Origin of the sequence: Marinobacter alkalisoli (assembly GCF_045449855.1) — a bacterium.
Lineage (GTDB): Bacteria > Pseudomonadota > Gammaproteobacteria > Pseudomonadales > Oleiphilaceae > Marinobacter.
Genome location: NZ_JBJJLC010000037.1, coordinates 161,830 through 182,072 on the forward strand (window position 1 = coordinate 161,830; position 20,243 = coordinate 182,072).

Consider the following 20,243-nt stretch of genomic DNA (forward strand, 5'->3'; position numbering starts at 1 on the left):
ACTCTGTTTGAGCGTGTTTTGGAAAGGGGATGACACCTCTCCAAAACACCAAAGACAAAGGCCCGGAGCCTTAAAGCATTTCGATAGCCATGGCCGTAGCCTCACCGCCACCGATACACAGCGCTGCGACGCCCTTCTTCTTGCCGTAACGCTGCAGTGCGTACATCAGGGTGACCAGCAGGCGGGAACCGGTGGAGCCGACAGGGTGGCCCTGGGCGCAGGCGCCGCCGTGGATGTTGACCTTCTCCGGGTCCAGACCCAGCTCGCGGATCGGCATCATTGCGACCATGGCGAAGGCTTCGTTGATCTCGAACAGATCGACGTCTTCCTTGCTCCAACCCGTTTTGGAAAACAGCGTTTCGATCGCACCCACCGGCGCACAGGTAAACTCGGACGGGTGTTGGGATTGGGTGCTGTGGCCGACGATGCGGGCCAGCGGCTTGAGGCCGCGTTTCTCGGCTTCGGACTCTCGCATCAGCACCAGCGCAGACGCGCCGTCGGAAATAGAAGAAGCGTTGGCGGCGGTGACGGTGCCGTCTTTGGCAAACGCCGGGCGCAGACTCGGGATCTTCTCAATATTGGCGTTGTGGGGCTGCTCATCGTCTTCTACAACCACGTCGCCTTTACGGGTCTTGACGGTAACCGGAACGATTTCGTCCTTCAGCAGGCCTTCGTCGATGGCTTTCTTGGCCCGCGTCAGAGAAGTGATGGCGTATTCATCCATCTCTTCCCGGGTATAGCCTTTCTTGTCCGCCATTTCCTGAGCAAAGGCACCCATCAGCCGACCGGTTTCGGCGTCTTCCAGCCCATCCAGGAACATATGATCCTGCGGCGCCTGACCCGGCCCCATGCGGTAGCCTTTGCGGACACCCTGCAGAACGTAAGGGGCGTTGGACATGCTTTCCATGCCGCCGGCAACCAGAATGTCGTTGCTGCCAGCCTTGATGATGTCATGGGCAAACATGGCGGCTTTCATACCGGAGCCACACAGCTTGTTGATGGTGGTGGCGCCGGTGTTGTCCGGCAGACCGGCCTTGCGCATGGCCTGACGGGCCGGGCCCTGCTTGAGGCCGGCGGGCAGTACGTTGCCCATAACCACTTCCTGTACATCTGCCGGCTGCAGGCCAGCGCGCTTCACGGCTTCAGCGATGGTGATGGCGCCCAGGTCCGGAGCGCTGACGTCGGCCAGACTGCCCTGAAAACCACCCATGGGGGTGCGGACGCCGCTGACGATGACTACGTTATCTGTGCTCATAGCTGAATCTCTCTATTGGTTGTTTGGTAGGTTTGTCGGACTACGACTGCGTCTGATCCGACCTACTCTTTGTTCATTGTTGAACCGGGGTTGTCGGATTACGCTTCGCTAATCCAACCTACTTAAATACTCAGCTCCGTGCGTAACGGTAGGTCGGATTAGGCGCAGCCGTAATCCGACACTGGCTCTTACGGTTTATGCGCCGCTTCCAGATACTCCCTGGACTGCATCTCCAGCAACCGGGATTCGGTTCGCTCAAACTCGAAGCCCAGGCGGCCGCCGGCGTACAATTCGGTGATGGCGGCAGCGGCGGAGATGATGACTTTGACGTTACGGTCGTAGAATTCGTCGATCATGTTGATAAAGCGGCGGGCCTGGTCGTCTTTGTCGCCCCCCAGCACCGGGACGTTGCTGATGATGATGGCGTGAAACTGGCGCGCCAGTTCGATGTAGTCATTCTGGCTGCGGGGACCGTCGCACACGTCTTTGAAGTCGAACCAGACCACGTCGTCGGCGTGGGCGATGGCGGGGATCTTGCGGCCGTTGATTTCCATGGACTTACTGTGCTTGGCCGCTTCCACCGCCAGGGCATCGTAGCTCTTGCGGAGGCTGACGTCGGCTTCGTCATCCAGCGGGAAGTGGTAGAGCTCGGCCTGTTCGAGCGTACGCAGGCGATAATCCACGCCGCCGTCGACATTCACCACTTCGGTGTGTTTTTTCACAAGGTCAATGGCTGGCAGGAAGCGGGCGCGCTGCAGACCGTCCTTGTAGAGGCCATCGGGAACGATGTTGGACGTACACACCAGGGTCACGCCGCGGCTGAACAGACCGTCCATCAGGGTGGCCAGGATCATGGCGTCACCGATGTCGGAAACAAAGAATTCGTCGAAGCAGATCACCCGGGTTTCGTCAGCGAACTTTTTAGACACCAGTTCCAGCGGGTTTTTCTCCCCTTTCAGGGATTTGAGTTCGTTGTGGACACGCTGCATAAAGCGGTGGAAGTGAACCCGCATTTTGCGATCAAACGGCAATGACTCATAGAAGGTGTCCATCAGGTAGGTCTTGCCACGACCAACCCCGCCCCAGAAATACAGTCCCTTGACCGGCTCTTCCTTACCCTTTTTCAGTTTTCTTCGCAGTTTTGCCAATCCTTTATGGCGTTCGCTTTCGGCTTCCACGAGTTTGTCGTACAGTGACTGCAAACGCTGGACGGCATCTTCCTGTGCCGGATCCCGGAGAAAATCCGGGCGTTCGAGATCCTGCTGGTAGCGTTGCCAAGGGGTCATGTGGTCGGTCATCAAGCCTGTTCCCGAAGTGTGGTCGTTCATTTACGGCGGCGTATTGTGGCCGATTTTGGGATTTTTCGCCACGTCAGTGCAGGCGCGGGGCCTCTGATCCGGCGGTCAGGGCGCTCCTGATTGAAGCAATACGACGATTGGCTCAGGCTGTATGGATGGGCGCAGGCGGCCTGGAACGTTATACTCCATTAACGGGCTGAGCTCTTAATACGTAAAAGGACGACACATCTTATGACGAACCTGATTCTGGCAGCGATTGCCGCATTGGTTGTTGGCATTGTCATCGGCGTACTGGTTGGCCGCTCGGGGCAGACTACTAATCTGCGTCAGCGCCGTGTCGAGCAACAGATTGAGGAGCTGCGTAGCGAATATACCCGCTACCAGGCCCAGGTAAATGAGCACTTTATGGAGTCTGCCCATCTGCTGCGCCGTTTCAATGATTCGTATCGCGATGTGAATCAGCACATGGCGCGGGGGGCGAACCGGCTGTGTAATGATGAGGACTGGATGGATGAGCTGGAGCGGGAGACGTCCCGTGCTCGTCTGGAGGATGTTCGCGAGGATGGCGTGGAGCCGCCTCGGGATTATGCGCCGAAGGCCGGGCCTGAGGACAAGGGCACGCTGGCTGAGGACTTTGGGCTTAAGAAGGGTGAGAAGTCTTCAACCTCGAAGGCCTGATAGCCCGATAGCTTGGTGTCGCCCAGGCCTAAGTCCTGGGTGAAGTGGCTGGTTGAGTGCACCGTTCCAAAACACGCTCCTTCGGCACCCCTGCGGGGTCCGGCCAGCAATCACAGATTGCTGTCGCTCAGCTGCACATGAAGCTTTGCTTCATAAACGTTTGCTTCGCCCATGTGGCGCTTGGGCTCCGCCATCCATGGCTCCGCACAGTTTTGGAACGGTGCACTCAACCAGCCACCCAGACTTTCGACGCGCCTTCCCCCCACCATTTTTAGACTGGGTTATCGCAATCGATAAACCGGTGGTTTACACCAAACTCTTTCTCCAACGCCTTACCCAATGCCTGCACACCATAACGCTCCGTCGCGTGATGGCCTGCTGCGTAGTAGTGAATACCGCATTCCCGGGCGGTGTGGGTCGTCGGTTCTGAAATTTCGCCGCTAACGTAGGCATCTAGGCCCGCGTCCAGCGCGGCGTTGATGAAGCCTTGAGCCGCACCGGTGCACCACCCTACCCGTTTTATTTCCGGTTTTCCTTCGCCCACCCACAGCGGTTCCCGGTGGAGTTTCTCGGCGATGAGTTGGCCGAACTGTTCGGGGCTGACCGCTTGTGGCAGTTCGCCTTCCCAGACCAGGCCGCCGAGGGGGCGCGGGTTTTCGATGCCCAGTACGTCGGCCAACTGGCGGTTGTTGCCGTATTCGGGATGGTCGTCCAGTGGCAGGTGGTAGGCGACGAGGCTGATGTCGTGGTCCAGGAGCTGTTTGATGCGCTGGCGTTTCATGCCCTGTATGCGTTGGTCTTCGCCTTTCCAGAAGTAGCCGTGGTGGACGAGGATCATGTCGGCGTTGGCTTCGATGGCGGCGTCGATGAGGGCTTTTGAGGCGGTAACGCCGGTGACGATGGTGTTAACGTCGTCTTTGCCTTCGACCTGGAGGCCGTTTGGGCAGTAGTCCTGGAAGTTTTCGGGCTGGAGCCATTGTTCGATTGTTTTGAGAATCTCGTTGCGGTTTGCCATGGCGATGACCTCTCTTATGTAGCTCGAGTCAGGAAACTCATGTGCGGACCAATGGGACCGTCAGCCTCATTGACGGGCCTGCCCCCTGGGGCAGGTCACGGGGCGGGGGCACCTTTTCCAATGGGAAAAGAACTCGCTGCGCTCAGACACCTTTGTCCCGCCGGAAAAGGTACCCCCACCCCATGACCGACCAGACTCCGCAGTGAACCTCTTTTCGCTCCGTGTATCTCACGGTGCAAGATCAAGTCTTATTTATTGAATCGCCCGTCTTTCTAGACCGTCAATCAAGGCATCGTTCTGCTGAGCGGTGCCAATTGTGATTCGGAGGAAGTCACTGATTCTGGGCTTATTGAAGTGGCGGACTATGATGCCCTGCTCTCTGAGGCCCTTTGCCAGAACTTCGCCGGCCTGAGTTTTGTGGCGGGCGAAGATGAAGTTGGCTTTTGACGGTAGCACCTCGAAACCCAGATCTTCCAGCGCGCTGGTCACTCGCTCACGCTCGGAAATCACACCATCGCAGCATTTCTGGAACCAGGCCTCGTCTTCGTAGGCGGCTTTTGCGCCGGCGAGGGCCAGGCGATCCAGGGGATAGCTGTTGAAGCTGTTTTTGACGCGGTTGAGGGCCTCAATAAGGTCCGGGTGGCCTACCGCGAAGCCGACCCGCAGACCGGCCAGTGAGCGGGCCTTGGACAAAGTTTGGGTCACCAGCAGGTTCGGGTATTTGTCGACGAGTGTGATGGCGCTTTCGCCGCCGAAATCGATGTAGGCTTCGTCTACTACGACTACGCGGTCAGGGTTGGCCTGCAGGATAGCTTCTACATGCTCCAGGCCGAGGTAACGCCCGGTTGGCGCATTCGGGTTCGGGAAGATGACGCCGCCGTTGGGTTGTTTGTAGTCGGCCGGGTTGATTTCAAAGGTGTCGGTCAGCGGGACGGTTTTGCCTTCGATGTTGTAGAGGCCGCAGTACACCGGGTAGAAGCTGTAGGTGACGTCCGGGAAGAAGACCGGTTCGCCGTGCTGGAACAGGCCATAAAATATGTGGGCCAGGACTTCGTCGGAGCCGTTGCCGAGGAAGACTTGTTCGGGCTTGACGTTGTGGTAGCCGGCGATGGTCTGGCGCAGACTTTCGCCTTCCGGATCCGGGTACAGGCGCAGGCTGTCGTTCAGTTCGGCCTGGATGGCTTCGATGACTTTGGGTGACGGGCCGAAGGGGTTTTCGTTGGTGTTCAGTTTCACCAGGTTGGCCATCTTCGGCTGTTCGCCCGGTACATAAGGCACCAGGTCGTTGACCAGTGGGCTCCAGAATTTACTCATTTGGGAATTATGCTCCTGAGCATATTGGTGCAGGAGCCCGGCAGGCAGGTCGTCCCAAAAACCGCTACGAGCACATCCATGTGCGCTTCTCTCAGGCCATCCTTGGCCTTCGAAATTTTTGGGACGACCTGCCTGCCGCGCTCTCAAACTTGGGTGATAGCATATTGTCGGATTAGCGAAGCGTAATCCGACAAACTAACTCAATCTTTAACCCGATATTCCGCCGACCGGGCGTGGGCCGTTAACCCCTCACCCCGGGCCAACACCGACGCCACGCGCCCCATGCGATCCGCCCCTTCGGCGCTGAAACCAATGATGGACGAACGTTTCTGGAAGTCATAAACCCCCAGCGGCGAAGAGAACCGTGCCGTGCCGCTGGTGGGCAGCACGTGGTTCGGGCCGGCGCAGTAGTCGCCGAGGGCTTCGGCGGTGTAACGGCCCATGAAAATCGCGCCGGCGTGGCGGATTTCTTCCACCAGGGCTTCGGGGTTCTCCACCGAGAGCTCCAGGTGTTCCGGAGCGATCCGGTTGGAGACTCTGGCGGCTTCACTGAGGTCGGCGACCTGGATCAGCGCGGCGCGGTCGGTCATGGAGGTGCGGATGATGTCTGCGCGCTCCATGGTCGGCAGCAGTTTGTTGATGCTGGCTTCGACCGCGTCCAGAAATTCTGCGTCCGGGCTGATCAGGATGGACTGGGCCTGTTCGTCGTGTTCCGCCTGGGAAAACAGGTCCATGGCGATCCAATCGGGGTCGGTTTTGCCGTCGCAGATCACGAGGATTTCGGACGGACCGGCGATCATGTCGATGCCGACGGTGCCGAAGACTTCCCGTTTAGCGGTGGCGACAAAGATGTTACCCGGGCCGACGATCTTGTCGACAGCGGGAATGGTTTCCGTGCCGTAGGCCAGAGCCGCAACCGCTTGCGCGCCACCGACGGTGAATACGCGGTCGACGCCGGCAATGGCTGCGGACGCCAGCACCATATCGTTCACCACTCCGTCCGGTGTCGGAACAACCATGATTACCTCGCTCACACCCGCAACCTTCGCAGGAATGGCGTTCATCAACACGGAAGACGGATAGGCAGCCTTGCCACCCGGAACATACAGGCCTGCACGATCCAGCGGTGTTACTTTCTGGCCAAGCACGGTGCCGTCTTCGTCCTCGTACTGCCAGGACTTCTGGTTCTGGTGTTCGTGATAACTCCGCACCCGCTCGGCGGCCTTTTCCAGGGCCACACGCTGATCTTCCGGAATGGCACCCAAAGCCTTTTGCAGTCTGCTCTGGTCCATTTCCAGCTCGGCAACGCTGCCGACCTTCAGGCGATCAAACTTCTCGGTAAACTCCAGAACCGCCTGGTCACCGCGGGTTTTCACTTCATGCAGAATATGACGCACCGACTCATTCACCTGATGATCCACGCTGTCGTCCCAGGCCAGCAGTTTGGCCAGTGCACTGTCAAAGTCACTTTGGGAGGCGTTTAATCTAGTGATGCTGATGTCGGTCATTTCACCTTTCCTGTATTCGGAGGATTACTCCGCTGTATAAAACTAGCTGGATACACCAAGGCGCTCGAAGGCAATACAGCACTTGGGGAAGTGGTCAGGTAGGGCTTTCCAAAACTGTGCGGAGCCATGGATGGCGGAGCCCAAGCGTCACATGGATGTGCCGAAGGAGCGTGTTTTGGAAAGCCCTACCTGACCGCTTCGTACTCCCAAGTTCGCCTTATTAGTTCTGCCGGCGCTTGTCCACAGCAACGGACATTTTTTCAATTATGGGGTTAATCCGCCCATGTTTCATCTTCATGGACGCGCGATTAACCACCAAACGGCTGCTGATGTGTTCAATCAGATCCCTTGGCTCCAGGCCATTGGCCTTCAGCGTGTTGCCGGTATCGACGATATCAACAATTTCGTCCGCCAAATTCAGGATCGGAGCCAGTTCCATCGCACCATACAGTTTGATGATATCGGCCTGGCGCCCCTGAGCTGAATAATAACGGCGCGCCAGGTTGACGAACTTGGTGGCCACACGGATGCGTCCGGCCGGTGCCGGCTTATCCTTCGGGCCCGCCGTCATCAGGCGGCAGCGGGAGATGTTCAGGTCCAGCGGCTCGTAGAGGCCGTCACCACCGTGCTCCATCAGCACATCCTTACCCGTTACCCCGAGATCGGCCCCACCGTACTGGACATAAGTCGGTACGTCCGTGGCGCGAATAATCAGAACGCGCACATTGGGATCCGTGGTGGGAAACACCAGCTTGCGGGATTTCTTGATGTCGTCAACCAGCTCAATGCCTGCCTCGGCAAGCAACGGCAGGGTTTCATCGAGGATTCGCCCCTTCGACAATGCGATGGTGATGGAGTCGGTCATGTGTCCTTCCGGTTTCTGATCCGTGTCGATCATGCTGGCAGACGGCGGATACTGGCGCCCAACAGCTGCAGCTTCTCTTCAATACACTCGTAGCCACGGTCAATGTGGTAGATGCGATCCACAATGGTGTCGCCATCCGCCATCAGACCGGCAATAACCAGGCTGGCAGAGGCACGGAGGTCAGTCGCCATAACCGGTGCTCCGGTCAGGTACTCAACGCCCTTGATGATCGCCGCGTTGCCCTCGAGGGTGATGTCCGCGCCCATTCGGCTCAGTTCATCCAGGTGCATAAAACGGTTCTCAAACACCGTTTCCACGATGGTGCCGGTGCCTTCCGCGACGGCGTTCATCGCCGCGAACTGGGCCTGCATGTCTGTCGGAAATGCAGGATACGGCGCTGTGCGCAGGCTCACCGCTTTCGGGCGATTGCCTTTCATATCCAGCTCGATCCAGTCTTTGCCGGTGGTGATGTGCGCCCCGGCCTCTTCCAGCTTGAGCAGCACCGCTTCCAGCAGGTCTTCACGGGTATCTTTCAGTTTCACCCGGCCACCGGTAGCGGCTGCGGCCACCAGATAGGTGCCGGTTTCCACGCGGTCAGGCAGTACGTCGTAGTGGCAGCCGTGCAGGCGCTCCACGCCGTTGATTTCGATGGTCGCGGTGCCATGACCCTTGATGTCGGCGCCCATGGCAATCAGGCATTCGGCCAGGTCCACCACTTCCGGTTCGCGGGCGGCGTTTTCCAGGATGGTTTTGCCGTCCGCCAGGGCTGCGGCCATCATCAGGTTCTCGGTACCGGTGACGGTCACGGTGTCCAGGAAGATGTGGGCGCCCTTCAGGCGACCATTGGTCTTGGCCTTGATGTAGCCGTTTTCCACTTTCACTTCCGCGCCCATCATTTCCAGGCCGTGGATGTGCAGGTTCACCGGCCGGCTACCGATGGCACAACCGCCCGGCAGCGATACTTCCGCCTCACCGAAATGCGCCACCAGCGGACCCAGCACCAGGATGGACGCCCGCATGGTCTTGACCAGCTCGTAAGGCGCGTGGAAATGCTTGATGGTGTTGGCGTGTACTTCCACGCTCATTTTTTCATCAATCAGCAATTCCACACCCATGCGGCCCAGCAGCTCGATCATGGTGGTGATGTCGTTCAGGTGCGGCAGGTTACCCACGGTGACCGGCTCGTCCGCCAGCAGGGTGGCAGCCAGTATGGGCAGTGCGGCGTTCTTGGCGCCGGAGATCCGGATTTCGCCATTCAGGGGCTTACGACCCCTGATCAGAAGTTTGTCCACAATAGTCTTCCTGTTATTGGCGGGCAGCTATCAGCCCTGGCGCGCGGCCCACTCAGCCGGGGTAAATGCTTTCGGGTGCAGGGCGTGTATGGTGCCATCCATGATGTGCTGGAACAGCACCTTGTTGATCATTTGCTGTCTCTTGATGGTTGGCAGGCCTTCAAAAACCTCCCCTACCACGACAACCATGTAATGGGTGCCATCGACCTGAACCTGCACGTCGCAATCCGGCAGGGCCTGCTTTACCAGTTCGGTAACTTCGGCGGCTTCCATAGAAATTCCTCGGGTGTTTATAAATCAGGGGCGAGATTGTAACCAATTACGCGGCCCGGGTCAGCCAGCAATGAATGACAGAATGGAGAGAGTCAACGGTGGGGCAACGGAGATAGGTATCAGGCAGCGCCCGATCGAAAACCCGGCAACTGTTCATCCAGGTTGCTCAGGGCTGCCAGTGAGTTCAACCGGTCACTGACGCCACTGAACGACAGGGCAAGCCCCTGGCTCCCGGCGAGCCGCTGCCAGCAAAGCAACAGGGACAACACGACGCTGTGTGCCGTTTCCATGGCGCTGAGGTTCACGGTCAGATCGCCGGTGGCGGATCGGATCAGCGTCTCACCCCGCTTTCTGGTTGCCAGTACGGTGAGCGGGTCAATCGTCCCGCTCACCGTCAGGGTATCGCCGCGGAGCTCTACCTGAGCGGCTGAACTCATGAATTATCCACTTCGTCTTCGAGGTTGAGGGCTTCCACGGCACTGTCCCAGCCATCGATCACAGCCTGCACTTCCCCGGCATTCTTTTCCATTTCCTGGGCGAAACGGTCACGGAAAGCCAACCCGATATTGATACCCTCAACGATGATGTTTTCCATCATCCAGCGCCCTTCGCCGTTCACGTACATGGAGTAAGTCACCGGATAACGGTTGCCACCGGCGGTCTGCACTTCCATCTGGACAGAGGCTCGCTCGCTATTGCTGGCATTGATCTCGGCGCCCTGAACTTCGATGGAGAAGTCATCCGCACTCACCAGCGCCTGGGCGTAACTGTCGAACAGGCTGCGCTTGAATTTCTCAACGAACTCGTCCCGCTGTTCGGGAGAAGTCTGGCGTGCGTACCGGCCCATCACCCGGGCAGCGATCCGACGAAAATCCACGAATTCCCGCAGTTCCTTGTCCATACTGCTGTAGAAGGCTTCGGGGTCTTTGTCATACAGCCCCTTTTCTGCGTTCAGCTTGTCCACCAGGCGCTGGGTGTTTTCGTCCACATACGCCACCAGGTCTTCCTCCTGACCCGCGTGGGCAGGAAGCACCAGGGCTGCCATTACGAAAGCAACAAAGAGCATGCTGCGTCTGATCAATACCATGTCTTTCTCCTGTAACGTTTCAGATCCTTGTATCCCCACCCCTTCATCACCCGCGCTATTTGCCCGAGGCAAAATTGGTGATCAGGCGCTCAAGATTCATGGCTGACTGGGTTGAATAAAAGCTGTCGCCGGGCTTCAGGGAGTCCATGTCGCCACCGATCGAAATATCAATGTACTGGTCCCCGAGTAACCCGGATGTACGTATTACTGCGGAACTGTCCGCCGGGATATTGTCCACGTCTGCATCTATGGCCAGTTCCACCCTGGCCTGGAAGGTCTCCCTGTCCAGGGTCACGCTGCGCACCGAGCCCACCGTGACACCCGCCATAGCGACCTTGCCCCTGCGTGAAATACCACCAACATCGTTGAAGCTGGCGTACAGGGTGTACGTGTCGCCCGCGTTTTTGGTTGACAGCCCGCTCACCTGCAACGCCAGGACCAATATCGCGGCAAGCCCCGCTATCATGAACAGGCCGGTGATGATTTCCGTGGTTCTCTGTGCCATTTCCGGCTCCCGATTAAATTCTGGTCAACTCTGCTGTGCTCGCACCGCAAATCCGGGTCAGAAATTCCCGAACATGACGGCAGTAAGCACAAAATCCAGGCCAAGTACGGCCAGCGATGAATACACAACGGTTTTGGTGGTGGCCGTACTGATCCCCGCGGAGGTCGGCACGCAATCATAACCCTGGTAGACCGCAATCCAGGTACATACGAATCCGAAAACCACGGTTTTCACCACGCCATTCAGCACGTCATCCACAAAGCTGACCGATGACTGCATATTACCCCAGAACGCACCCTCGAAAACGCCAAGCCATTCGACGCTCACCAGCATACCGCCCCAGATACCAACCACCGAGAAGATCACAGCCAGGATCGGCATCGCGATAAAGCCGGCCCACAGTCTGGGGGCAATCACCCGCCTGAGGGGATCCACTCCCATCATTTCCATGCTGGACAGCTGCTCAGTGGCCTTCATCAGGCCGATTTCAGCGGTCAATGCCGAGCCGGCCCGACCGGCGAACAGCAGCGCCGTCACGACCGGGCCCAGCTCACGCACCAGTGTCAGCGCAGTCATCTGGCCAACAGCGGCTTCGGAGCCGTAGTCACTGAGGATGGTATAGCCCTGCAGCCCCAGCACCATGCCGATAAACAGACCCGACACCACAACAATCGCCAGGGACAATACCCCGACTGCATAAAGTTGACTAACCAGTAACGGAAATCCCACCGAAGGTTTCGGCACCCCGGCCAGGGTGCCACCGAGGAAACGGCCGGCGCGGCCCAACGCAGCAATGGTATCAAGCCCCAGGCGGCCAAGAGGGGCAATCCGGCCCATCATCGGGAGCCTCCGGCAATTCCCCAGTCGGTCGCGGCATCCGCAGCCGGATAATTAAACGGCACAGGGCCATCCGGTTGGCCCTGCAGGAACTGCTGCACCTGCTCGGACGGGTGCTGCCTGAGCTCATCCGGAGTCCCCTCGCCGATCACCTGGCCGTCGGCGATGATGCAGGCGTAGTGGCAGATGCTGAGGGATTCCGGCACGTCGTGGGAGACCAGCACGCTGGTCAGGCCCATGGAGCTGTTGAGATCACGGATCAGCTTGACCAGCACGCCCATGGCGATCGGATCCTGCCCGGCAAAAGGCTCGTCATACATGATCAGTTCCGGATCCAGGGCGATACTGCGGGCGAGCGCCACCCGGCGTGTCATGCCTCCGGACAGCTCTGCCGGCATCAGATTCCTCGCCCCCCGGAGACCGACGGCTTCCAGCTTCATCAGCACGATATCCCGGATCATGTCTTCCGGCAGCGAGGTGTGTACCCGCAGGGGAAAGGCGACGTTTTCGAACACGCTCAGGTCGGTGAACAGGGCGCCGCTCTGGAACAGCATGCCCATCTTTTCCCGCAGGGTGTACAGGGCCTTGCGCTTGAGCCCGGGCACATTCTCACCGGCCACGGTAATGGCGCCGGAGTCGGGCTTGAGCTGGCCGCCGATCAGCCGCAGCAACGTGGTCTTGCCGGTTCCGCTCGGCCCCATGATGGCGGTGATCCTGCCACGGGGAATGTCGAGGGTAACGCCATCGAAAATGCGCCGCCCCGAGCGGGTGAACACCACGTCCCTCAATGTTATGTATGCGTCCGAATCCATAACCCATCCCTATCAAACAGGGGCCTACATTATGCGAACCCGGTTGGAAGCTCAATCCGTCCTTCACAAAATGTCCTGATCGCAATGATCAGTTTCCTTCAACAAGGCCCTGCTGCCTCGTGAAGTGATATACTCTCGCCAATTCATTCTGTGTCCCCAATGACGACAAGGTGCGAGCCGAAAACATCATGAGCGACAGCAACAAGTCCACAGCCGACATCATTCAGACCTTCCGGGACTCGGCGCTCCGGGCCATTGAAATCGAGAAAGACGCCATTACCGCCCTTTCGGATCGCATCGATGATCACTTTATCCGCGCCTGCGAGGTCATCATGGCGTGCAAGGGGCGCGTGGTGGTCACCGGCATGGGCAAATCCGGCCATATCGGCAACAAGATTGCCGCCACCCTGGCCAGCACCGGCACCCCGTCTTTTTTCGTGCACCCCGGCGAGGCCAGCCATGGCGACCTGGGTATGATTACCGGCCAGGATGTGGTGCTCGCCATCTCCAACAGCGGCAATACCAGTGAGGTGGTCACGATTCTGCCGCTGCTGCGCCGTATGGGAGCGCCCCTGATCAGCATGACAGGCAACGCGGATTCCACCCTGGCAAAGGAAGCGGTGGCAAATCTGGACGTCAGCGTAACTCTGGAGGCCTGCCCCCTGGGGCTGGCGCCCACGTCCAGCACCACCGCCACCCTGGTGATGGGGGATGCCCTGGCGGTCGCACTGCTGGAAGCCCGGGGCTTCAGCGCCGAAGATTTTGCGTTTTCCCACCCGGGTGGCAGCCTGGGCCGCCGCCTGCTGCTGCGGGTTTCCGACATCATGCACACCGGTGACCGCATTCCCCGGGTAACCGGCGACACCCCCCTCAGCGGCGCACTGCTTGAAATGTCCCGCAAGGGCCTGGGCATGACCACCGTAGTGGACGCGGACGGCAACATGACCGGCGTGTTCACCGACGGCGACTTGCGCCGCACGCTGGACAAATCCTTTGACGTTCACACCACCCCCATTCACCAGGTGATGACCCACAACGGCAAGACCATTCAGGCCGACCATCTGGCCGCCGAGGCGCTGAATATCATGGAAGAGATGAAGATCAACGCCCTGCCTGTCACCGATGAGAACGGTCAACTGGTCGGCGCGATCAACATGCACGACCTGCTCCGCGCCGGCGTAATCTGAGGAGCCAACGGATGACAGACACCCTGCCCCCGCAGTGGCCCGCACCCGTTCTCGACAAGGCCGCCGGCATCCGCCTGCTGGCCCTGGATGTCGACGGCATCATGACCGATGGCAAGCTGTTCTTCAGCGCCACCGGCGATGAAATGAAGGGTTTCAACATTCTGGACGGGCTTGGCCTCAAACAGGTCATGGCCGCAGGTATTACCGTTGCCGTGATCACCGGGCGTACGTCGCCACTGACCGAAAAGCGCATGAAGGATCTCGGCATTCCGCACCTGATGCAGGGCCGCGAGGACAAGAAAGTGGCGCTGCAGGAGCTGGTGGACACGCTGGGAGTAGCTGCGGAAGACATCGCCTATATGGGAGACGACCTGCCGGATCTGCCGGCCATCCGTTTCGCCGGCCTCGGTATCACGGTACCTAATGGCTACTGGCTGGTCCGCGAACACGCCGACGTATGTACATCGGTTGCCGGCGGCAGTGGCGCGGTGCGCGAGGCGTGCGATCTGCTGCTGACCGCGCGCGGCGCGCTTGACTCCACCCTGGCAACCTATATCCAGGCCGACTGAAGGATTCCGTCACCATGAGAGGCAATCTGCTTTCGACCCTGCTGCTGGCTGACCGCCCCGTGCTGAGAACCCTGGCGCTGGGCTGTACCGTTGTGGCTCTGGTGATGATGATGTGGCAGAGTGACGACCCTCAGGAACCGGTGGAGGCAGCAGCCCTGAGGGGACAGTCCGAACCCGATGGTTTTGTGGTCAACGGTCAATACCGCTCCTTTGATGACATCGGAAGACTGACCGTGTGGTTTGAAAGCCCACGCATTGAACAGTTTGAATCCGACAACAGGGCGATGATGGAATCCCCCAGGGCGCGATTGTACAGCGAGGGCGAACCGGAACCCTGGCGCTTGAGCTCGGATAGCGGGACCTTCCTCGAAGCGGAGGGGCTGCTACTCCTGGAGGACAATGTCAAAGTGATTCGCCATACCAGCGATAACCGGCAGGGCATACTGACGACTTCCAGACTGACGCTGGACAACAGTAGCCGTACAGTCTATACCGACGCACCGGTGGAACTGACCGACTCATTCAGCGTAACCCGGGCCACCGGCATGAAGGCGTGGATTGATGACCGCATACTCGAACTCAACTCACAGGTGGAAGGACGCTATGAGCCTGGCCAACAAGCCAATCCGTAAATTGACTGCCGCGCTGGCCGCCTTGCTGGTTGCCGGATCCGCTGCCGCTTTCAACCTGGAATCTGACACCCCGATCACAGTCAACGCGGACAACGCGCGGCTGGACGACACCAAGGGCGTTGCCACCTACACCGGTGACGTGATCCTGACCCAGGGCGCTACCGAGCTTACCGCCGACAAGGTGATCCTGTACCGGGACGAGAACGGCCTCCGGCGTATCGAGGCAACCGGCCAGCCCGCTCACTACCGGCAACCCGCCCGGGATGGTCAGGGCGAAACCGATGCCCGCGCCCTCAACATCACCTATTCCGCTCCGGAGAGCCGGCTGACGTTCGAACGCGAAGCGGAAATCGAACAGAACGGCAACCTGTTCCGTGGCGACATCATTCATTATGATAGCGTCGATCGGGTAGTTACCGCCGAAGGTGCTGCCGAAGAAACCAACGGCAGTGGCCGTGTTGAAATGGTTATCCAGCCACGCAGCAGCCAAAACAGACAGGAATCGGATGGCAGTTCTCAGGGCCAGTAATCTGGCGAAAAGCTACAAGCAAAAGAAAGTGGTCCTTGACGTTTCCCTGGAGATCCGTAGCGGCGAAATCGTTGGCCTTCTGGGTCCCAACGGGGCCGGCAAGACCACCTGCTTCTACATGATCGTGGGTCTGGTGCCGGCGGATAACGGCCGCATCACCATCGACAGCCAGGACATCACCCCGCTGCCAATGCATGGCCGGGCGCGCAGAGGCATTGGCTACCTGCCCCAGGAAGCGTCAGTGTTCCGCAAGCTGACGGTGCGGGACAACATCATGGCCATCCTGGAAACCCGCAAGGAACTCAAGCGGACCGATCGCGAGAGCAAGGTGGAAGAGTTGCTGGAGGAGTTTCACATCACCCACATCCGCGACAGTGTCGGTATGGCGCTGTCCGGCGGTGAGCGGCGGCGGGTGGAAATTGCCCGGGCACTGGCCATGGAGCCGGCGTTTATCCTGCTGGACGAACCTTTTGCCGGCGTTGACCCGATTTCAGTCAGCGATATCAAGCAGATAATCCGCCACTTGCGGGACAAGGGCATCGGCGTTCTGATTACCGACCACAACGTGCGTGAAACCCTGGATATCTGTGAGAATGCCTACATTGTGTCGGGCGGCCACATCATTGCCTCCGGCAATTCCGAGGAAATCCTGGCCAACCAACAGGTGAAAGAGGTTTACCTTGGCAATGAATTCCGGCTTTGACGTAACGCATATTCCGGCACCGCCGTCTTCATGACCCAATTGTCATGTTGGTGACAAGCAAGTACACTCGGCAAAGAACTTGCTTGGTCTGGCAAGTAGCCAGCATACAACGAATTTTTTTGCAATCACCCGTTAAGACGGTGCTATTGAGTCACGGATCCTGAACCATGGTTATGAAAGCGTCATTACAGTTAAAACTGGGTCAGAGCCTGACCATGACGCCCCAGTTGCAGCAGGCGATCAAGCTTCTGCAACTCTCTACTCTGGACCTGCAGCAGGAAATCCAGCAGGCGCTGGACTCCAACCCCATGCTGGAAACGTCGGAAGATGACGACGCGCCCGACGCCAACGAATCCGAGCAGAACAACGAGGAGTCGGCCAAGGCCGAGGAAACCGCTTCAGCAGCAGCGGAATCCGCCACCGATTGGGATGAATCCGAGAACGGCCCCGACTGGTCTTCGGAGAACGACATTCCCGACAACATCCCCGATGACCTGCCGGTAGACACCGCCTGGGATGACATCTACCAGTCCGCGCCGGCACCGGCGGCCCGCAACGACGACGAAAACGACAGCGACTTCGAAACCCGCAACTCCCCGACGGAAACACTTCAGGACCATCTCGAATGGCAGCTGAACCTGACGCCCCTCAGCGAACGGGACCAGGCCATAGCCCACGCCCTGATGGACGCAGTAGACGAACGCGGATACCTGACCACCTCCATTGAGGAAATCCATTCCGGACTGCTTGACGACACGGAAGACGACCCGCTGGAACTGGACGAAGTGGAAGCCGTGCTGCACCGCCTGCAACACTTTGATCCTCCCGGCGTCTTTGCCTGCGACCTGCAGGAGTGCCTGCTGATCCAACTGAACCAGCTGCCCCCGGACACCCCCTGGCTGGCCCAGGCGCGACTGGTTATCACCCATTACATCAACCTTCTGGGCAACCGGGATTACGCGCAACTGCTGCGCCGCAGTCGCCTGAAGGAAGACCAACTGCGGGAAGTGCTGGCGCTGATCACCAGCCTCAACCCGCGCCCGGGCGATTCGGTGGACCGGGCGGAGCCGGACTATGTCATTCCCGACGTGATGGTTCGCAAGCATAACGGGCGCTGGCGTGTTGAACTCAACCCGGACATTGCGCCGCGGATCCGGGTCAATGCCAGCTATGCTTCCCTGATCAAGCGCGCGGACAGCAGTGCCGACAACACCTACCTGAGAGATCAGCTGCAGGAAGCCAAATGGTTCATCAAGAGCCTGCAGAGCCGGAACGAAACCCTGCTCAAGGTGGCAACGCGCATTGTCGAGCATCAGCAGGGATTCCTGGATCATGGCGAGGAAGCCATGAAGCCGCTGATCCTCTCAGACATAGCCCAGGCAGTGGAAATGCATGAGTCCACCATTTCCCGGGTGACCACACAGAAATACATGCACACACCCCGTGGCATCTTCGAACTGAAGTACTTTTTCTCCAGCCATGTCAGCACCGATGAGGGCGGAGAGTGTTCCTCAACCGCAATCCGTGCCATGATCAAGAAACTGATTGCGGCAGAAACTCCGAAAAAGCCATTGAGCGATAGCAAAATTGCAGCCATGCTAGGAGAACAGGGCATCAAAGTAGCCAGGCGGACCGTAGCCAAATATCGGGAGGCTATGCACATTCCGCCATCCAACGAAAGAAAACGGCTGGTTTGACCCGACAGGATCCGCTGGCGTGAACAGCGCTGGCACACCGTCAGCCCTTAACAGGGGCCGGCACGATGACGACAGGAGACGCCTATGCAACTCAATATTTCAGGCCACCATGTAGAACTGACCCCCGCACTGAAAGATTACGTATCAGGCAAGTTTGAAAAGCTCGAGCGCCATTTTGACCACATCAGCAACTGCCAGGTAACGCTTGAGGTGGAGAAGGTACGGCAGATGGCGGAGGCGACGCTCCATGTGATTGGCGGTGAGATTCACGCAAAGGCGGAAAACGATGACATGTACGCAGCGATTGATTCGCTGATTGACAAGCTGGACCGTCAGATTCTCAAGCACAAGGAAAAGAACGTCGATCGTATGCATGGAAACGGCGCCCGTTAAGGCACTGTTTCTGGGCATTCAAAACAATCGAGCTGCGGCATGGGTTAACATGCCGCAGCCTTTTTTTTACGGAATTGCAGTCGATCCATGAGCGACACATCCCTGACTATCGAAAACATACTTGCACCGGAGCTGACCCTTTGCCGGGTAGCTGCATCCAGCAAGAAACGCGTTCTGGAATTCATTGCAGAGGAGGTGAATCAGCAGGACGCCTCCCTCAGTGAGACCCAGATCTTCAACAACCTGATCTCACGGGAGCGGCTGGGCAGTACCGGCATCGGCCAGGGGATCGCTATCCCCCATTGCCGTCTGGACGGCCTGGACCGGGTGGTAGGCGTGCTGTTTACGCTGGAAGAAGGCGTGGGCTTTGACGCCATTGATAATCAGCCGGTGGACCTGGTGTTTGCACTGATTGTTCCCAAGGAAGCCACCAGCGAACACCTGGAACTGCTCAGCCAGTTGGCGGAGAAGTTCAATGATCGCGGATTTTGCGATCAACTGCGGCAGTGTACCAATGCCCAGGCTCTCTACAGTCGCATGCTGGACAGCAACGGCTGATATTTTTCTGACCGGAGGCAAACAGGCGATGAAACTGATTATTGTCAGTGGCAGGTCGGGCTCGGGGAAAAGTACGGCGCTGCATGTACTGGAAGACCTTGGTTTTTACTGTATTGATAACCTGCCTATTGGCCTGCTCTTCCCCCTGACCAAGGAAGCTGCCAGCCACAGCGACACTCCCGGGCGTCTGAAAAAAATGGCGGTCAGCATTGATGCCCGCAACCTGGCGGGTGAACTGACCAATTTTGAAGCCATTTACCGCCAGCTCCGGAATACCGGCGTGACCGTCGAGATCATTTATCTGGACGCGGACGAACAATCCCTGCTTCAGCGTTTCCATGCCACCCGGCGCAAGCACCCGCTGAGCGACGACAAGACCTCGCTCCGTGAAGCCATCAGCAACGAGAAAAAACTGCTGGAACCGTTGTCCAAGCTGGCTGACCTGTACATCGACACCACCGGTATGTCCATGTATGAGTTACGGGACATGGTCAAACAACGGATCGTCGGCCGCAAGGAGCAGGAACTGGCGCTGCTGTTCCAGTCATTTGGGTTCAAGCACGGCGTGCCACTGGACTCTGATTATGTCTTCGACGTGCGCTGCCTCCCCAACCCATACTGGGACACAAGCCTGCGAAAGTTTGTCGGCACTGACCAACCGGTCATCGATTTTCTGGAAAAGGAGCCTCTGACCCGCAAGATGGTCGAGGATCTGACCACGTTCCTGGAAAGCTGGCTCCCTACTTTCGCTGACAGCAACCGAAGCTATATGACCATTTCCATTGGCTGCACCGGCGGCCAGCATCGCTCCGTCTACGTCTGCGAGCAACTTGGCCAGCATTTCCGCCATAAGTACAACAACGTTCAGGTTCGCCACACGGAATTGCCTCACCTGCAACCCCGGGACCCAGCGTAACCTGCTATGATTCGCCGCAACATCACCATTATCAACAAGCTGGGGTTGCACGCACGGGCAACGGCCAAGCTGGTTGCGACGGCATCCGATTACCAAAGTGCGGTGAGAATCTGCGGTAAGGGTCGTGAGGTTGATGCCAAAAACATCATGCAGGTCATGATGTTGGCAGCCAGCAAGGGAACGGAAGTAGAGCTGATTGCGGACGGCGAGGACGAACAACAGGCCATTGATGCCCTGGCCGAGCTAATCAATGACTATTTTGGCGAAGGCGAGTAAAACCCTGCTCTCGTCCGCCGGGCGGTTTTCTGCGACATTCACCT

24 protein-coding genes are annotated in these 20,243 nt (G+C 58.5%); 11 read left to right on the forward strand and 13 right to left on the reverse strand.

Annotation, left to right across the window (positions count from 1 at the left end; genetic code table 11):
- Positions 1 to 70: 70 nt before the first annotated feature.
- Together ACJO5Y_RS15305 and zapE are read right to left on the reverse strand one after the other, a co-directional pair.
- A complete protein-coding gene (locus ACJO5Y_RS15305) occupies positions 71 to 1,255 on the reverse strand; it encodes a thiolase family protein (RefSeq protein WP_406988392.1) in 1,185 nt (394 codons plus the stop codon).
- Positions 1,256 to 1,443: 188 nt separating this feature from the next.
- Complete coding sequence (gene zapE, locus ACJO5Y_RS15310) at positions 1,444 to 2,541, reverse strand: cell division protein ZapE (protein ID WP_406988451.1); 1,098 nt, start codon at positions 2,539 to 2,541, stop codon at positions 1,444 to 1,446.
- 243 nt (positions 2,542 to 2,784) lie between these two features.
- On the opposite strand from zapE, the gene ACJO5Y_RS15315 reads away from it, so the two are divergent.
- On the forward strand, positions 2,785 to 3,231 hold the full coding sequence (locus tag ACJO5Y_RS15315; protein WP_406988394.1) for a Z-ring associated ZapG family protein: 447 nt from the start codon (positions 2,785 to 2,787) through the stop codon (positions 3,229 to 3,231).
- Positions 3,232 to 3,502: 271 nt separating this feature from the next.
- Here the strand turns inward: ACJO5Y_RS15315 and ACJO5Y_RS15320 are convergent, their stop codons facing one another.
- The 11 genes from ACJO5Y_RS15320 to ACJO5Y_RS15370 all read right to left on the reverse strand — a co-directional run bounded on the left by ACJO5Y_RS15320 (position 3,503) and on the right by ACJO5Y_RS15370 (position 12,739).
- Positions 3,503 to 4,246 (reverse strand): Nif3-like dinuclear metal center hexameric protein, encoded by a 744-nt coding sequence (locus tag ACJO5Y_RS15320; protein WP_406988395.1) that lies wholly within the window; start codon positions 4,244 to 4,246, stop codon positions 3,503 to 3,505.
- Between the two features lie 252 nt (positions 4,247 to 4,498).
- Positions 4,499 to 5,560 (reverse strand): histidinol-phosphate transaminase, encoded by a 1,062-nt coding sequence (gene hisC / locus ACJO5Y_RS15325; protein WP_406988397.1) that lies wholly within the window; start codon positions 5,558 to 5,560, stop codon positions 4,499 to 4,501.
- A gap of 200 nt (positions 5,561 to 5,760) precedes the next feature.
- Positions 5,761 to 7,068: a histidinol dehydrogenase gene (gene hisD / locus ACJO5Y_RS15330; protein ID WP_406988399.1), complete on the reverse strand. Its 1,308-nt coding sequence runs from the start codon at positions 7,066 to 7,068 to the stop codon at positions 5,761 to 5,763.
- A gap of 220 nt (positions 7,069 to 7,288) precedes the next feature.
- Positions 7,289 to 7,933 carry an ATP phosphoribosyltransferase gene (gene hisG / locus ACJO5Y_RS15335; protein ID WP_406988401.1) on the reverse strand — a complete coding sequence of 215 codons (645 nt, stop codon included), beginning with the start codon at positions 7,931 to 7,933 and terminating at the stop codon, positions 7,289 to 7,291.
- A 29-nt stretch (positions 7,934 to 7,962) separates the two neighbouring features.
- Positions 7,963 to 9,225: a UDP-N-acetylglucosamine 1-carboxyvinyltransferase gene (gene murA / locus ACJO5Y_RS15340; RefSeq protein WP_406988402.1), complete on the reverse strand. Its 1,263-nt coding sequence runs from the start codon at positions 9,223 to 9,225 to the stop codon at positions 7,963 to 7,965.
- 30 nt (positions 9,226 to 9,255) lie between these two features.
- Positions 9,256 to 9,498 carry a BolA/IbaG family iron-sulfur metabolism protein gene (locus tag ACJO5Y_RS15345; RefSeq protein WP_406988403.1) on the reverse strand — a complete coding sequence of 81 codons (243 nt, stop codon included), beginning with the start codon at positions 9,496 to 9,498 and terminating at the stop codon, positions 9,256 to 9,258.
- A 119-nt stretch (positions 9,499 to 9,617) separates the two neighbouring features.
- Positions 9,618 to 9,935 (reverse strand): STAS domain-containing protein, encoded by a 318-nt coding sequence (locus ACJO5Y_RS15350; protein WP_406988405.1) that lies wholly within the window; start codon positions 9,933 to 9,935, stop codon positions 9,618 to 9,620.
- Positions 9,932 to 10,585, reverse strand: coding sequence for an MlaC/ttg2D family ABC transporter substrate-binding protein (locus ACJO5Y_RS15355; protein ID WP_406988406.1), 654 nt, complete (start codon positions 10,583 to 10,585; stop codon positions 9,932 to 9,934). The genes ACJO5Y_RS15350 and ACJO5Y_RS15355 overlap by 4 nt, the downstream gene beginning before the upstream one ends.
- Before the next feature lie 55 nt (positions 10,586 to 10,640).
- Complete coding sequence (gene mlaD, locus ACJO5Y_RS15360; RefSeq protein WP_406988408.1) at positions 10,641 to 11,090, reverse strand: outer membrane lipid asymmetry maintenance protein MlaD; 450 nt, start codon at positions 11,088 to 11,090, stop codon at positions 10,641 to 10,643.
- A 57-nt stretch (positions 11,091 to 11,147) separates the two neighbouring features.
- Complete coding sequence (mlaE, locus tag ACJO5Y_RS15365) at positions 11,148 to 11,930, reverse strand: lipid asymmetry maintenance ABC transporter permease subunit MlaE (RefSeq protein ID WP_406988410.1); 783 nt, start codon at positions 11,928 to 11,930, stop codon at positions 11,148 to 11,150.
- Positions 11,927 to 12,739: an ATP-binding cassette domain-containing protein gene (locus ACJO5Y_RS15370; RefSeq protein ID WP_406988412.1), complete on the reverse strand. Its 813-nt coding sequence runs from the start codon at positions 12,737 to 12,739 to the stop codon at positions 11,927 to 11,929. The genes mlaE and ACJO5Y_RS15370 overlap by 4 nt, the downstream gene beginning before the upstream one ends.
- A 188-nt stretch (positions 12,740 to 12,927) precedes the next feature.
- On the opposite strand from ACJO5Y_RS15370, the gene ACJO5Y_RS15375 reads away from it, so the two are divergent.
- The 10 genes from ACJO5Y_RS15375 (at position 12,928) to ACJO5Y_RS15420 (ending at position 20,199) form a co-directional block, all read left to right on the forward strand.
- Positions 12,928 to 13,926 carry a KpsF/GutQ family sugar-phosphate isomerase gene (locus ACJO5Y_RS15375; RefSeq protein ID WP_406988413.1) on the forward strand — a complete coding sequence of 333 codons (999 nt, stop codon included), beginning with the start codon at positions 12,928 to 12,930 and terminating at the stop codon, positions 13,924 to 13,926.
- 11 nt (positions 13,927 to 13,937) lie between these two features.
- A complete protein-coding gene (locus tag ACJO5Y_RS15380; RefSeq protein ID WP_406988415.1) occupies positions 13,938 to 14,495 on the forward strand; it encodes a KdsC family phosphatase in 558 nt (185 codons plus the stop codon).
- 14 nt (positions 14,496 to 14,509) lie between these two features.
- Entirely contained in the window at positions 14,510 to 15,127 is a 618-nt protein-coding gene (gene lptC, locus ACJO5Y_RS15385) for an LPS export ABC transporter periplasmic protein LptC (RefSeq protein WP_406988416.1), read from the forward strand.
- Positions 15,099 to 15,656, forward strand: coding sequence for a lipopolysaccharide transport periplasmic protein LptA (gene lptA, locus ACJO5Y_RS15390; protein ID WP_406988417.1), 558 nt, complete (start codon positions 15,099 to 15,101; stop codon positions 15,654 to 15,656). The genes lptC and lptA overlap by 29 nt, the downstream gene beginning before the upstream one ends.
- Positions 15,634 to 16,359: an LPS export ABC transporter ATP-binding protein gene (gene lptB / locus ACJO5Y_RS15395; RefSeq protein WP_406988418.1), complete on the forward strand. Its 726-nt coding sequence runs from the start codon at positions 15,634 to 15,636 to the stop codon at positions 16,357 to 16,359. Before lptA ends, lptB begins: the two co-directional genes overlap by 23 nt.
- A gap of 173 nt (positions 16,360 to 16,532) precedes the next feature.
- A complete protein-coding gene (locus ACJO5Y_RS15400; protein WP_406988420.1) occupies positions 16,533 to 18,056 on the forward strand; it encodes an RNA polymerase factor sigma-54 in 1,524 nt (507 codons plus the stop codon).
- An 84-nt stretch (positions 18,057 to 18,140) separates the two neighbouring features.
- Positions 18,141 to 18,449: a ribosome hibernation promoting factor gene (gene hpf / locus ACJO5Y_RS15405; RefSeq protein ID WP_406988422.1), complete on the forward strand. Its 309-nt coding sequence runs from the start codon at positions 18,141 to 18,143 to the stop codon at positions 18,447 to 18,449.
- 87 nt (positions 18,450 to 18,536) lie between these two features.
- On the forward strand, positions 18,537 to 19,007 hold the full coding sequence (ptsN, locus tag ACJO5Y_RS15410; RefSeq protein WP_406988424.1) for a PTS IIA-like nitrogen regulatory protein PtsN: 471 nt from the start codon (positions 18,537 to 18,539) through the stop codon (positions 19,005 to 19,007).
- Between the two features lie 28 nt (positions 19,008 to 19,035).
- Positions 19,036 to 19,923, forward strand: a complete 888-nt coding sequence (gene rapZ / locus ACJO5Y_RS15415) for an RNase adapter RapZ (protein ID WP_406988426.1) — start codon at positions 19,036 to 19,038, stop codon at positions 19,921 to 19,923.
- 6 nt (positions 19,924 to 19,929) lie between these two features.
- Entirely contained in the window at positions 19,930 to 20,199 is a 270-nt protein-coding gene (locus tag ACJO5Y_RS15420) for an HPr family phosphocarrier protein (RefSeq protein WP_406988427.1), read from the forward strand.
- Positions 20,200 to 20,243 lie beyond the last annotated feature (44 nt).